The 12,485-nt window shown below is 39.1% G+C and carries 11 protein-coding genes; 8 read left to right on the forward strand and 3 right to left on the reverse strand.

The features are described 5' to 3' along the window. Positions 1 to 2 precede the first annotated feature (2 nt). The 3 genes from AABJ44_RS05700 to ilvN all read left to right on the forward strand — a co-directional run bounded on the left by AABJ44_RS05700 (position 3) and on the right by ilvN (position 5,479). Positions 3 to 2,288, forward strand: coding sequence for an HD-GYP domain-containing protein (locus tag AABJ44_RS05700; protein ID WP_338370956.1), 2,286 nt, complete (start codon positions 3 to 5; stop codon positions 2,286 to 2,288). A 144-nt stretch (positions 2,289 to 2,432) separates the two neighbouring features. Further along, the gene (gene thrA, locus AABJ44_RS05705; RefSeq protein WP_338370957.1) at positions 2,433 to 4,937 is read left to right on the forward strand and encodes a bifunctional aspartate kinase/homoserine dehydrogenase I; all 2,505 of its coding nucleotides are present in this window, start codon (positions 2,433 to 2,435) and stop codon (positions 4,935 to 4,937) included. A gap of 53 nt (positions 4,938 to 4,990) precedes the next feature. Continuing rightward, a complete protein-coding gene (ilvN, locus tag AABJ44_RS05710; protein ID WP_338370958.1) occupies positions 4,991 to 5,479 on the forward strand; it encodes an acetolactate synthase small subunit in 489 nt (162 codons plus the stop codon). On the opposite strand, the gene AABJ44_RS05715 is transcribed toward ilvN, so the two are convergent. After that, the gene (locus AABJ44_RS05715; protein WP_338370959.1) at positions 5,450 to 5,908 is read right to left on the reverse strand and encodes a hypothetical protein; all 459 of its coding nucleotides are present in this window, start codon (positions 5,906 to 5,908) and stop codon (positions 5,450 to 5,452) included. The two genes, ilvN and AABJ44_RS05715, sit on opposite strands and share 30 nt — an antisense overlap. Positions 5,909 to 5,958: 50 nt before the next feature. On the opposite strand from AABJ44_RS05715, the gene AABJ44_RS05720 reads away from it, so the two are divergent. After that, positions 5,959 to 7,770 (forward strand): hypothetical protein, encoded by a 1,812-nt coding sequence (locus AABJ44_RS05720; RefSeq protein WP_338370960.1) that lies wholly within the window; start codon positions 5,959 to 5,961, stop codon positions 7,768 to 7,770. Here AABJ44_RS05720 and AABJ44_RS05725 read toward each other — a convergent pair. Both AABJ44_RS05725 and AABJ44_RS05730 read right to left on the reverse strand, forming a co-directional pair. Continuing rightward, the gene (locus tag AABJ44_RS05725; protein ID WP_338370961.1) at positions 7,767 to 8,366 is read right to left on the reverse strand and encodes an MBL fold metallo-hydrolase; all 600 of its coding nucleotides are present in this window, start codon (positions 8,364 to 8,366) and stop codon (positions 7,767 to 7,769) included. The two genes, AABJ44_RS05720 and AABJ44_RS05725, sit on opposite strands and share 4 nt — an antisense overlap. Beyond that, on the reverse strand, positions 8,363 to 9,043 hold the full coding sequence (locus tag AABJ44_RS05730; RefSeq protein ID WP_074644730.1) for a pentapeptide repeat-containing protein: 681 nt from the start codon (positions 9,041 to 9,043) through the stop codon (positions 8,363 to 8,365). Before AABJ44_RS05730 ends, AABJ44_RS05725 begins: the two co-directional genes overlap by 4 nt. Before the next feature lie 45 nt (positions 9,044 to 9,088). Between AABJ44_RS05730 and AABJ44_RS05735 the strand changes: the two genes are divergently transcribed. The 4 genes from AABJ44_RS05735 (at position 9,089) to AABJ44_RS05750 (ending at position 12,433) form a co-directional block, all read left to right on the forward strand. Further along, positions 9,089 to 9,367, forward strand: a complete 279-nt coding sequence (locus AABJ44_RS05735) for a hypothetical protein (protein WP_338370962.1) — start codon at positions 9,089 to 9,091, stop codon at positions 9,365 to 9,367. Positions 9,368 to 9,453: 86 nt separating this feature from the next. Continuing rightward, positions 9,454 to 10,320: a glutamate racemase gene (murI, locus tag AABJ44_RS05740; protein WP_338370963.1), complete on the forward strand. Its 867-nt coding sequence runs from the start codon at positions 9,454 to 9,456 to the stop codon at positions 10,318 to 10,320. 18 nt (positions 10,321 to 10,338) lie between these two features. Continuing rightward, entirely contained in the window at positions 10,339 to 11,187 is an 849-nt protein-coding gene (locus tag AABJ44_RS05745) for a phosphoribosylaminoimidazolesuccinocarboxamide synthase (RefSeq protein ID WP_338370964.1), read from the forward strand. A gap of 286 nt (positions 11,188 to 11,473) precedes the next feature. After that, positions 11,474 to 12,433: a substrate-binding domain-containing protein gene (locus tag AABJ44_RS05750; protein WP_338370965.1), complete on the forward strand. Its 960-nt coding sequence runs from the start codon at positions 11,474 to 11,476 to the stop codon at positions 12,431 to 12,433. The last annotated feature ends 52 nt before the right edge of the window (positions 12,434 to 12,485 follow it).

The raw sequence follows: 12,485 nt of genomic DNA on the forward strand, positions 1-12,485 counted from the left end.
TTATGTTTGATTTTATAAGAAATCATCAGATGAACATTATGCTCATTCTTACTGCAATTTGTATGCTAATGGCATTTATGCTTCTTATTACAAGATTCCTTCCAAAAAGAAGAAAGTGGATTCTTATTGTTCTGGAATTGATTGCTGCAGGCCTTATTGGTTTTGACCGTCTTACATATATTTATAATGGAGATAATTCCAGCTTTGGCTATGTAATGACAAGGCTTTCTAACTTTTTAGTTTTTTCTCTGACTTCGGGAATTGTACTTTGTTTTAATTATTATCTGGAAGATTTACTGGCAAGCCAGAAAATTAGAGTCCACTTTAAAAGACTTACAGTTGTCAAAATTGCTACTATTGTTGAGATTCTTTTAGTTGTAATAAATCTTTTTACGGGCGGTTATTATTCCTTCACCGAAAAGAATGTATATTTCCGTGGCTCATTTTTCTTAATCTGTTATATAGTTCCAGTAGTTTGCCCAATAATTCAGCTTTCAGTAATTCTCAAATATAGAAAATCTTTCAGCCGTTTTATTTATATGGCTATGTTCATCTATATTGTCGTGCCGATTGTTGTGGGAATAATTCAGATTTTTACTTATGGTCTTTCAATTGTTAATATGGCCATTGTTATGTCATCCATCACAATGTACTTTTTTACTTATCTTGATATTAACGATGAAGTTATCAGAGCACATAATCTCGAATTGTTTTCTTTAAAAGCAGAACAGAGAATGATGAAAGACTTGTTCGGACAGACCGCAGAAGCTTTTACAAAAGCAGTCGAAGAGTGTGATGCAAAATCAAAGGGGAAAGCAAAGAAGGCTGCAGATATTGCAAGAAAGATTGCAGAAGAAAGCGGAAAGAGCAAGGATGAGTGTGAAGAGGTTTACTATGCAGCACTTTTACATAAGGTTGCAAGTGACGAGGTTCTTAATGGTATAAAAGATTATCCATACCTTGCTGAAACTGCCCGTTATTGTAAAGACAGATATGATGGAAAAGATAATAAGTCTGGACTTGTTGGAGATGAAATTCCTGAAATTGCTCGTATTGTTGCTGTTGCAGATGCCTGGTGTTTTTATACCGAAGAAAATAAAGAAAGAAAAGCGATTCCTAATGTTGTAATACGTGAAGAATTCCTAAAGGAAGCTGGTGCGAAATTTGATCCGCATTTTTCAAAGGTAATGGTTCATCTTATGGATATTCAGACTTTTGGTCAGATTTCTGCAACCGAAGATAAACTTGAAACTGAACTTTCATGCAGTAATTATCGTGAAAATGTTTCACTTGGAATTCCTGTTTCCCGTAACATCACTAAAATCAGTTTTAAAAGTAAGATTCTAAAAGAGAATGAAACGGAAGCAACTTTTAGTGCTCCTTCATTAGTGATTTTTGATTCTTTTGATAAACATGTTTATGAAACAGAAAAACTTATAGAATCATATCGCTATGTTGAATACGGTGAACTCTGGTTTGACGGCCATTCAATCAGTACGAATGCCCGAAACATAGAAGTTAAGGTAAAAGAAAAAAATGGTTCTGATAAATGGAATAATCCGGAAGGGCTGTATACAATAATATCTGGAAGATATGAAGATCACCTGAAACTTGATTTAGAGACTGAAAACAAAATAGTAAGTGTTATTATTGCACTTTCTGACAGTTCTAAATCTGTATATATTGGTCTTACCGGTGAAAATTGTCAGCTAAGTGACATTAAGGTTGAAGAAACCGATAAACAGTATGGCGAAAATGATATTCCACGTATTTCTGAAAAGGTAAGTTATATAGATAGAATTGAGGCTGATATTCCAAATATTCAGATAAACAGTCCATGCGGTGTTTATACAGATGGAATTAAAATTAAGGAAAATATGACTTTAGCTTTTCATACTATGAGTTTTCCGGAATCTTCGTTTGTATGGCACTGTCCATCGATTGTATTGTTTTATTCAGAAGATGGAAAGGTTGGTGGCCCGGGCTATCGTGAATATGCATTCATTAAACTGGATGGAGAAGATAACGGTTCAAATGATTATGCTGAAAATCATTTTTCAATGAATAAAAAATCAGCGTTCCAGGACTGGAGTGAATGGAAAAACTTTAATAAAGCTGGTTTTGACTGCGAAATTGAATTCCAGAAAAAAGATAAGACTGTTGTATTTCACACAGAAAATTATGGTATAAATATCAAAAATACAACTACAATTCTTGATGAGAATAATTTGATCTATGTTGCCCTTACGGGTGATCAGTGTGCAATTACTGATATAAGAATGAGGTAATTGCCATTCCTTCTGCAATTCAATATTATAGAAAGAACATTATAATTTTACATAGCTGATTTCCGACGTGTCGTTGTACGAACGTGCAGCGGAGCGCTCGCCCGGATATTCGGGGAAATTGCGGACTTTGGCAAGGTGGTATCTATGATTACTCTCAAATTCGGTGGAACGTCGATGGCTAATGCCCGACGTATTCTTGCTTCTGCGGACATTATTATCAACCGCGCAAAAGAAGACAGACTTAGTGTTGTAGTTAGCGCAGCAGCCGGCGTTTCTAACACTCTTCAGGCTGCAATCGATGCTTGTGTATCCGGCATTTCCGGAACAAATTACGTAAACGACATTCGCAACACTCACAATGAAATCTGTCTTGAACTTCAGTCAAAGCTTCCTGGTTTTGATGCAGAAAAAACAATGGCTAAGATTGAGCCGAATTTTGGAGAGCTCGAAAAGCTCCTTGCTGGCTGTGTATCTTTCGGCGAGTGTCCTGACACAGTTCACTGCCGCATCATGGGTATGGGAGAACTTCTCTCAGCTCCAATTATGGAAAACGTTCTTCTCGCAAAAAAGCAGAGCGTAATCTTCCTTGATTCAAGAAAATTCGTATTCACAACTGGAAATCAGAAAGAGGGTGAAGCTGATTATTCTGCATGTAACGAAGCCTGCGCTCCATTCCGTGATGGCGCTTCTCCTCAGCAGACTCGCATTCTTTTGTTCCCAGGCTTTATCTGTACATTCAACGGAGGTTCTGGAACAAAGCCTGTTATGGGACTTCTCGGTCGTAACGGTTCAGACTTCTCTGCAGCAATTATTGGTGCGTCACTTCGTGCTAAACGCGTAGAGTTCTGGACAGACGTAGACGGTGTTTATACTGCAGATCCACGCGTTGTAAAAGATGCAATTCTCGTAGACGATATGTCTTACGAAGAAGCTATGGAACTTTCATTCTTTGGTTCTAAAGTACTTCATCCAAAAACAATTGCACCACTTCAGGCAAAGGGAATTGAAGCATGGAGCTTGAACAGCCATAATCCAAGTGCTCGTGGTACACGCATTGGTCAGGGACCATTTGAAAGCCGCGGTAAATCAAGCATTTGTGGTATTTCTTCTTTGAAGCACGTAAGTATGATCAGCGTGGGCGGTTCTCTTATGCGTGGCCGCACTAGCATGGCAAGTAAGATTTTCTCTGCAGTTTCTTCTGCCGGTTCTTCTATTCTTTTGATTACTCAGTCTTCTTCTGAATATACAATTTCTTTCTGTGTACGCGACAGCGAGGCAGACATTGTAAAAGATGCTCTTGAAGCAAAGTTTGAGCTTGAAATCCGCGAAAAGCTTATTGATGCAATTGATGTTCGCAAGGACTGCGCAATTGTTTCGGTTGTAGGCGACGGTATGATTGCTAACCGCGGTGTTGCAGGAAAATTCCTCAACGCTCTTTCAAGTCAGGATATCAATATTCTTGCAATTGCTCAGGGTAGTTCAGAGCGCTGTATTTCTGCAGTTATCGAAAATGAATATGCTGATACAGCCGTTCGTGCGGTTCATCAGTTCTTCTTCCACACAGCTCAGACAATCGAAGTATTTGCTTTCGGTGCCGGAACAATTGGTGGAACAATGATCGACCAGATTCGCGATCAGAGAGAAAAACTCCTTAAAGAAAATGTTGATATCAAGGTTCTCTGTATTACAACTATCGACGGTATGCTTTTGAATGAAGACGGACTCGATCTTTCTAACTGGCGCGACCAGATGAAAAAGCCTGACTTCCCATTCAACTCAAATCAGAATGTTGATGATATCATTAAGTTTGTCCGCGAGAAGAAACCTCTTAATCCTGTATTCGTAGATTGTACAGCATCTTATGATTTGCCTGAACGCTACCTCGACATCTTGAACGCAGGCATGAGCATTGCAACACCAAACAAGCGTGCTAACTCTATGGACATTAAGTTCTATCATGAGCTTCGTAGAACTGCTAACAAGATGCACCGCCGCTTCCTTTATGAGACAAACGTTGGTGCAGGACTTCCTATTATTGATACTTTGCAGAACCTTTATAAATCCGGTGATAAGCTTGAAAGCTTCAACGGAATTATGTCTGGTTCTCTTTCATACATTTTCGGAAAACTTGACGAAGGTGTTCCATTCAGTAAGGCTGTTCTTGAAGCAAAAGAACTTCGCTATACTGAGCCGGACCCACGCGATGACTTGAACGGAATGGACGTTGCCCGCAAGGGACTTATCATCGCCCGCGAGTCTGGTTACGATATTGAACTTTCTGATATTCAGATGTTCAAGGTATTCCCGGACAACTTTGATTCAAGCGGAACTGTTGAAGAGTTCTTGAAGAAGCTTCCAGAAGTTGATGATTACTTTGCAAAGAAGATTGCAGACCTTAAGAAGAAGGGTAAGGTACTCCGCATGGGTGCCACAATCAAAGACGGAAAGGTTAGCGTTGGTATGATGGAAGTTGGACAGGATGATCCTCTGTACAGCGTAAAGGGTGGAGAAAACGCCTTCGTATTCTACACAGAACGCTATCAGCCAATTCCTTTGACTGTCCGCGGATATGGTGCCGGTGCAGGCGTAACAGCTGCCGGTGTATTTGGAGATATCCTTAGAACTGTAAGCTTTAACCCTGAAAGATAAATCTGCATCGTCATTGCTTCGGACTACGTCCTCGCAATGACGGGGAGTTCAATATGGAAAAATATGTATTAAGTGTTTTAGTAGAAAACAAAACCGGTGTACTCAGCCGTGTTTCCGGTCTGTTCAGTCGTCGTGGTTACAATATCGATTCGCTCACAGTTTGTGCTACAGACAAGCCTGAGCAGAGCCGTATGACTATTGTTGTTACCGGCGATGAATATATCTTAGACCAGATTCAGAAGCAGCTTGCAAAATTGCAGGAAGTTATTGCAATTAAAAAGTGCGAGACTTCAAGATCCGTACAGCGCGAAATGTCGCTTATTAAGGTAAAAGCCGAAGCAAGCAACCGCGGAACAATTATTGAAACTGCAGATATTTACAAAGCTCGCATTGTAGATGTAAGCCTTGAGTCTGTGATTATTGAGATTACTGGAAGCGAAGAAAAGGTAGAAAGCCTTTTGCGCCTTCTCGAGCCATATGGAATACTTGAGTACGTAAGAACTGGTCTCACATCACTTGACCGTGGTAGTGGGGTAATGTAATTTACACCACTTAGATTCAGTTATACATTTTGAGACGGAACTTAGTTCCTTCTCGTTACCCAGCCGGAAGATCTTAAGTTGTCTTACCGGCTGTTTTTTTTGTCTGATAATGGTGCGGTCGGAATCAGAGAATGTGTTGCCGCTATAAATACTAACTAACGATAGTTTGGAAGCTATTTGTTCGTTTTCTGTGCTTATTATGACTGGAATATAAATCTCTTTATCGGATATTTCGAGTTCTCCGAAATCAATACTTCTGATATTAAGAGATGGCAGTTCTTTGTAAGTAACGGAATCACTACCAATTTCAATCCACAGAGGTCTGGCAGCGAGTAAAATACGACCTTCAGTAAACAGGTCTGAAATCAGTTCTTTTTGAAATTTAATCAGTTTTAATTCTTCTGTTGGATGTAAAATTACCACTGCCATACGGGGAGTATAACTTTTTTTAATAATTTGGTATAGTTTTAAATATGAAAATGCCTAAGTTTACATCTTTGACTAAAATACAGAAAAGCCTTGTTGTAGCGCTTGTAGTTTTTTTGCTTCTTGATATTACTGCCGGTATTATCCTTTTAGTGAATAAAAATAAATCTGCAGTAAAGCTCGTTGGCCCGGGCGGTGTAACTACAAATCTTTATTCTCTTGATTCAGCAGCTACTAAGGGAACTGTGAATGACGGCTATGCGAATTTTAAATTTACAAAAGCACAGAAAGAGTATTTCTATAAAACATATAATGAACAGGGCTCTGTTGCATTAACAATCTGTCTTCAAATGATGCCTACAAGAAAACAGAAGGAACTTATGGATTCAGACAACCAGACTGTTCTTCGATATGGTTTTCTTGGTAAAGATGATTTTACTATTGAAGGCAAGTTTATAAAGAAAAAGTATCCGGATACAAGACGTATTCAGATTCAGGCAGATGAAAAGAATGCTCCGGAACTTTTTGATGTATCTTTTGCTGTTCAGAAAAATGATAATATAGAAAAATTTACACCGGAAGGATTCTTTGTTTTTTCAACTGTTCGCTGCCGTGTAATTGCTGCAATTGTTGTTCCTGCAGAAATTGGTTTTGATTATAAAGCTGAAATTCCATTTGTCGGTTTTGCCTGCAACGGTGGTGTAATTGATTTTACAAACAAAAGTTTTGATTTTTCAGGCAGTTCAATGGTATTCCCTGTTCAGAGCAATAATAAACAGTCTATGCCGGAGTTTAGAGTATTGCTTTCTGATAATCCGGAAAATAAAACTACACGTGAACACTCTGTTAGAGTTCAGATGAATGTTGGTGGTGAAAAGCTCTATCTGAATAATGTTGAAGCTGCACGTGAACTTATAATTCCAACGGGCGCTCTTAATACTCCTTTTTCCCGTGTTGAATTTACAGATAATTCAGAATGTGTTGAATCTCTTATAATGCGTGGAACCAGTATTGCAGGAGACGAAGTTCTTGATCCTGTTAGAACTGATCCCGGCTTAATTTTGAATTATAAAACTTCTCAGTGGCGTACTGCAGATTATGAACTTTTTGAGTGGGACAGATTCCCTCAGATTCTTTTCTTTGATACACGTAATTACGAAGTTCAGGATAAACTTTTCAGACGAATGGCCTTTTTCGTTGAGAAGCAGGGGTATAAAGGCCGGCTGCTTACAAATGAAGAACTCGGCGACATGCACGGCTACAATGCTCATGATTACAGTGCAGAAAGTATGGCAAGATTTTTCAACAAGGCTACAGAAATCGGTTTTCAGTTAAACGAAGAAGAGCTTCTTTTAAAACGTATTCTTATTCACAATAAGCTTTTTGAAAGTGATGGTCTTTATGTTAAGGCAAATGAGGGCGGTCTTGTTTCAATTTCCCGTGAAACTCCGCTCTGGAGCCGTACAAATCTCCTTGCTCATGAAGGCTGGCATACAATCTTCTTCCGTGATGCTGAATTCCGAAATTTTGTTTCTGCTGTTTATTATACTTTTGATCCAACTTCGCTCGAATTCCTTATAGACTACTTTAAATCTCAGCCAAGTCTTGGTTATGACATTAATGATGAATATCTTATGCATAACGAGTTTATGGCATACATAATGCAGCAGAAGCTTTCTGAGGTTTCTAAATACTTTGTGCATCTTGCTAACCGGGGAACTGTAATTGATTTTACACCAGAACTTGCTTCCTATGTCAGAAAAACAGAAGGCCGCGGTTTTGAAGATGCGGCCAACGCATTAAATGATTTTGTATTTGATAAGTACGGAATCGTGTGTGGAAATATTGCACTGGTTAACCGTTAATTTCTGACACGATCATTCTGCGGACTCTGGATCATTTTCTTGAAGTCTGCAGTAAAGGCTTTTACAGCTCCGAGTGTTGTCGGTGGTCCGTGACCTGGCATAAGAATCACATTATCCTGCTGAGAGAAAATCTTTTTTTCGATATTTGATTTTAAGATATATTCAGAGTAACTTGAGTTTGTACTTCCGATTTCACCAGCCGAAAGAATATCCCCTGTAAAAAGAATGTTTCCAATCTGGTAAACAACAGAGTCAGATGTGTGTCCCGGTACGGACATATATTTTACAATCATCTTGGCAAGACGCAGTGTACCGTCGCCGGATATTACAGTTGTTTCTTCTCCTGCAACTTCCCAGTCTGCTGCAAGAATTTTAGGTGAATAGATTTTTCTGAGAGTGTGAAGTCCGCCTGCATGTGAGCCGTGGTTGTGGGTAATCAAAACTGCTACAAGCTTAAGATGATTATTTTCGATACGTGAAATTATTTCTTCTGTAATTTTACCAGGGTCAATAATGATTGCCTCAGAGGTCTTTTCATTTACAACAATGTAACAGTTTGAAAAACCACCTATATTCAGATGGAAGTAAACTTTCATAAGCTGCCTCCATCTACAATTGAGTTTCCAAATGACATGTCATTTTCTGAAAGAGCTTTTCCTTCTGGAGTGAAAAGAGCTTCTCGGGTATTAGACATCTTGAAAGAAACGTTTGTTCTTTTTGAATCATAAAAGAGAGATTTCTTTAAGTTACAGTTTCTGAAAGATGTGTCTATAAGGGTAGAGGCAATAAAGCGGGAATTAAAAAGGTCTGAGTCATCAAATGAAGACTGATAGGCTTTGATTCCGTTGAAATTGCTCTGAATGATATCACTGGAAGTAAAGAGTGTATGGGTAAAGGTTGCACCAGAAAAAGATGTAAAGAGTGAATTACTTTTGATAAAACTACAGTCGTTGAAAATTGCAAAATCAAAAATACACATGCGGAACACTACATTACTTGAACTGATATTATTAAAGGTACAGTTTGTAAAGGTACAGCCGTAAAACTTTTTATTTGAAATATCAATGTTAGAAAAAAGAAGTCCGCAGACATTAAGGCCAACAATTTTATCATGTTCAGAAATGTATTTGTAAATATCTGCCTTAAACTTTCCCGGGTCTGGAATGTGATCCAGACAGTAGTTTTTGTCATCGGTGAGATTGCCATCTTCATCGAAGGTTGAAATTGCGAGGTTTCGGCAGTAATGTACGAGGCACTTATTCTGCGTGAACATAATTTTATTATAGTAGAAAGTTGTAAAAAATGATACTATATAATTATGATTTGCTGGAAATGCCATAAAGAAATTTCTGTTGAAAAGCCTGTTCGTGGGGATGAATGTCCGCTCTGTCATGCTGATTTACATGTATGTAAGGCGTGTGAGTTTTACGAAAGTGGAGCCCATAACGACTGCCGTGAAAGTTCTGCTGAGTTTGTAAGCGATAAGGAACGCGGTAATTTCTGTGATTATTTCCGTGCATCAACAAAAATCACAAAAGGTGAGGTTACATCAAAATCTGATGCAGCAAGAGCTGCTTTTGATGCCCTTTTTAAATAGTTTCTCACAGAGGGTACAGAGCAAAAAGAGAAAACTTTTTCTCTTTTTGCTCTGTGCCCTCTGTGAGGAATTCAAACTGGATAATTATGACTGACTTTGTGTTTATAGACAGTGGCGTGGGTGGGATTCCATATATGATGAAGCTTCTGGAAAATAAGCCTGAATCTTCGTGTGTGTATGTTGCAGATACTGCGAACTTTCCATATGGAGAAAAATCTCATGAGCAGGTTGTAGAATGTGTGCTTGAGCTTGTGGGAAAAATCCGCACTCAGTTTGCTCCTAAGGTGATTGTTGTTGCCTGTAATACTATGAGTGTAAATGCTCTGGATGAACTGCGTGCAAAGTTTTCTGATATTCAGTTTGTAGGCACTGTTCCTGCTATTAAACTTGCGGCCAGTGTTTCTAAAAAGCGTCGCATTGGTCTGCTGGCCACAAAGGCTACCTGTGAAAATCCTTATAATTTAGAACTCAAAGAAAAATTTGCCGGTGACTGTGTACTTGTTACCCGTGGTGACGGTGAACTTGTTTCTTTTATTGAACATAATGCATTTACTGCCAGCCGTGAGGAATGTCTTGCGGCTATTAAGCCTGCGGTGGATTTCTTCCGTAAGGAAGATTGTGATGCGGTAATTCTTGGCTGTACTCACTTTTTGAATTTTACTGATGTCTTTGAAGCTGCTTGTGAGCCGGATATTAAGGTTGTTGATTCGGTTGATGGTGTTGTGAGACATTCTTTACAATTGCTCGCGGCGGCTCAGGCACAGCCTTCGCCAAGACTCGCTAAAAACAGTCCACCGGACTGTTTTTACCCTGCTGACGCAGGGCCGCTCCCTAAGGGGTCGTCCTCTCCCTCATTGTTTATCACCGGTTTTCGTGACACTGAGGAAGAAAATCAGTATAATGTGCTTTGTTCACGATTTGGCATTCAATTCGGCGGTTTGCTGAGTAAATAGATTTATAAGAGGAAAAAAATGAAAAAAATTATTTCCGGTAAGGTTCGCGAGGTTTATGACCTTGAAGATGGACGCATGGTAATTGTTACAACTGACAGAATTTCTGCATTTGATGTTATTCTGCCAACAATGATTACAGACAAGGGTAAGGTGCTCAACGCTCTTGCTAACTTCTGGTTCGACTACACAAAAGACATTGTTAAGAATCACATGATTTCAAGTGATCTCAAAGACATGCCTGCTGAATTCCAGAAGCCGGAATTTGAAGGCCGTACAATTCTCGTAAAGAAACTTAAGATGATTCCTTATGAAGTAATTGTTCGCGGATATATGTTTGGTTCTATGTACGAAGCTTACAAGAAGGGCGAGCCATTCCTTGGTCACAAGTTTGATAAGGAATACAAAGAGGCTGAAAAGCTCGACGAGCCAATCGTAACTCCTTCTACTAAGGCTGCTGAAGGTCATGACATCAACGTTACTCTTCAGTACATGAAAGATGATCTTGGCGAAGAGCTTGGTACTAAGATTGAACAGGCTGCTCTTGCTATCTATAAGAAGTGCTACGAGCACGCTAAGGCAAACGGAATTATCATTGCTGATACTAAATTTGAGTTTGGTCTTGATGAGAACGGCGACCTTGTTCTTGGTGATGAAGTTCTTACTCCAGACAGTTCACGCTTCTGGGATGCTTCTAAGTATGAAGTAGGCGGAAGTCCTGCAAGCTACGACAAGCAGTTTGTTCGTGACTGGCTCAAGGCTAACAACCTGGCTGGAGATCCTAACATTAAGGAAATTCCTGCTGATGTTGTTGCTCAGACAGCAGCTATCTACAAAGAGTGTCAGACTCGTATTTGTCATAATGGCTAAAATCAAAGAACCGTTAAAAAGCAAGCCAAAAGGGTTGCTTTAGGTTCATCAAAAAAATGCCACAGAGGCAAGCTATGCTTGCCGACTGTGTTTTTTTTACACTGTTTTTCGTAAAAAATCTAACTTTTTTTAATAAAATTTCCTCCGTTTATCCTTTCATCTGAAAAAAATCAAAAAATATCCTAAAATTTTCAAATAAAATTCTTAAAATTCTTCATTCAAAAATCCAAATTCCGGGCTTACTATGATTCTATAAGAAAAAAGCATCTATAGGAGGAAAAATTAGATGAAAAAAAGCGTTATTGTTGCTGTAGCACTTATGTGTGTTGCATCATTGTTTGCCGCTCCAAAAAAGAAGGCAAAAGCTGGTGATGGAAAAATTAAGATTGGTATCATTAACAACCCACCTTCAGAATCAGGATACCGCGCTGCTAACGTAAAAGACATGGAAACTGTATTTACTGCAGCTAAAGGTTATGATGTAAAGACTTTCTACAGCTTGAAGAATGAAGAGCAGTTGAATGCTGCTGCACAGTTTATTACAGACGGCGTAGACTATATTCTTCTTTCTGCTGCTGCTACAGATGGTTGGGATAAAACTCTTAAAGCAGCACAGAAAGCTGGTATCAAAGTATTCTTGTTCGACCGCATGGTTTCAGCAAAAGACAATCTTTATGAAGCTGCTGTAGTTTCAGATATGGCTAAAGAAGGTGAAACAGCTGTTTCATGGCTCAAGAATCAGAAACTTAAGGAATACAATGTAATTCATATTCAGGGTGTAATGGGATCTGACGCTCAGCTCGGACGTACAGGTGCTTTGGACAAGGAATTTGCTGCAGGTACAATGAAGAAAGTTGTTCAGCAGACAGGTAACTGGAGTGCTGATGAAGCAAAGAAGATTGTTGAATCAGTTATCAACTCAAAAGAAAAGTTCAACGTAATCTATGCTGAAAACGACGATATGGCTAAGGGTGCTGTTGCTGCTCTCGATGCTGCTGGTATTACACACGGTGTAAAGGGTGATGTAATTGTAATGGGATTCGACTGCAACAAGTGGGCTCTCCGCGAATTGCTCGCTGGAAACTGGAACTATGACGGACAGTGTTCTCCATTCCAGGCTACAGTAATCGAAAACATGATTAAGACTGGCAAAGTTCCTTCAAAGAAAATCATCAATGAAGAAAAAGGATTCGATGCTAAGACAATCACAAAGGCTGATATCGATAAGTACGGTCTTGGTGACTAATATCAAACATTACTTGTAAAGAGTTTGATACGGCGTAAAGTGTGTAATCCAT

Source organism: Treponema bryantii (genome assembly GCF_036492245.1).
Taxonomy (GTDB): domain Bacteria; phylum Spirochaetota; class Spirochaetia; order Treponematales; family Treponemataceae; genus Treponema_D; species Treponema_D bryantii_C.

What these genes read in the sequence shown, in the direction of transcription:
- AABJ44_RS05735 (WP_338370962.1), top strand. Translation starts at nt 9,089, where the DNA reads ATGATTTGCTGGAAATGCCATAAAGAAATTTCTGTTGAAAAGCCTGTT.
- thrA (WP_338370957.1), top strand. Translation starts at nt 2,433, where the DNA reads ATGATTACTCTCAAATTCGGTGGAACGTCGATGGCTAATGCCCGACGT.
- murI (WP_338370963.1), top strand. Translation starts at nt 9,454, where the DNA reads ATGACTGACTTTGTGTTTATAGACAGTGGCGTGGGTGGGATTCCATAT.
- AABJ44_RS05745 (WP_338370964.1), top strand. Translation starts at nt 10,339, where the DNA reads ATGAAAAAAATTATTTCCGGTAAGGTTCGCGAGGTTTATGACCTTGAA.
- AABJ44_RS05730 (WP_074644730.1), bottom strand. Translation starts at nt 9,043, where the DNA reads ATGTTCACGCAGAATAAGTGCCTCGTACATTACTGCCGAAACCTCGCA.
- AABJ44_RS05715 (WP_338370959.1), bottom strand. Translation starts at nt 5,908, where the DNA reads ATGGCAGTGGTAATTTTACATCCAACAGAAGAATTAAAACTGATTAAA.
- AABJ44_RS05725 (WP_338370961.1), bottom strand. Translation starts at nt 8,366, where the DNA reads ATGAAAGTTTACTTCCATCTGAATATAGGTGGTTTTTCAAACTGTTAC.
- ilvN (WP_338370958.1), top strand. Translation starts at nt 4,991, where the DNA reads ATGGAAAAATATGTATTAAGTGTTTTAGTAGAAAACAAAACCGGTGTA.
- AABJ44_RS05700 (WP_338370956.1), top strand. Translation starts at nt 3, where the DNA reads ATGTTTGATTTTATAAGAAATCATCAGATGAACATTATGCTCATTCTT.
- AABJ44_RS05750 (WP_338370965.1), top strand. Translation starts at nt 11,474, where the DNA reads ATGAAAAAAAGCGTTATTGTTGCTGTAGCACTTATGTGTGTTGCATCA.
- AABJ44_RS05720 (WP_338370960.1), top strand. Translation starts at nt 5,959, where the DNA reads ATGCCTAAGTTTACATCTTTGACTAAAATACAGAAAAGCCTTGTTGTA.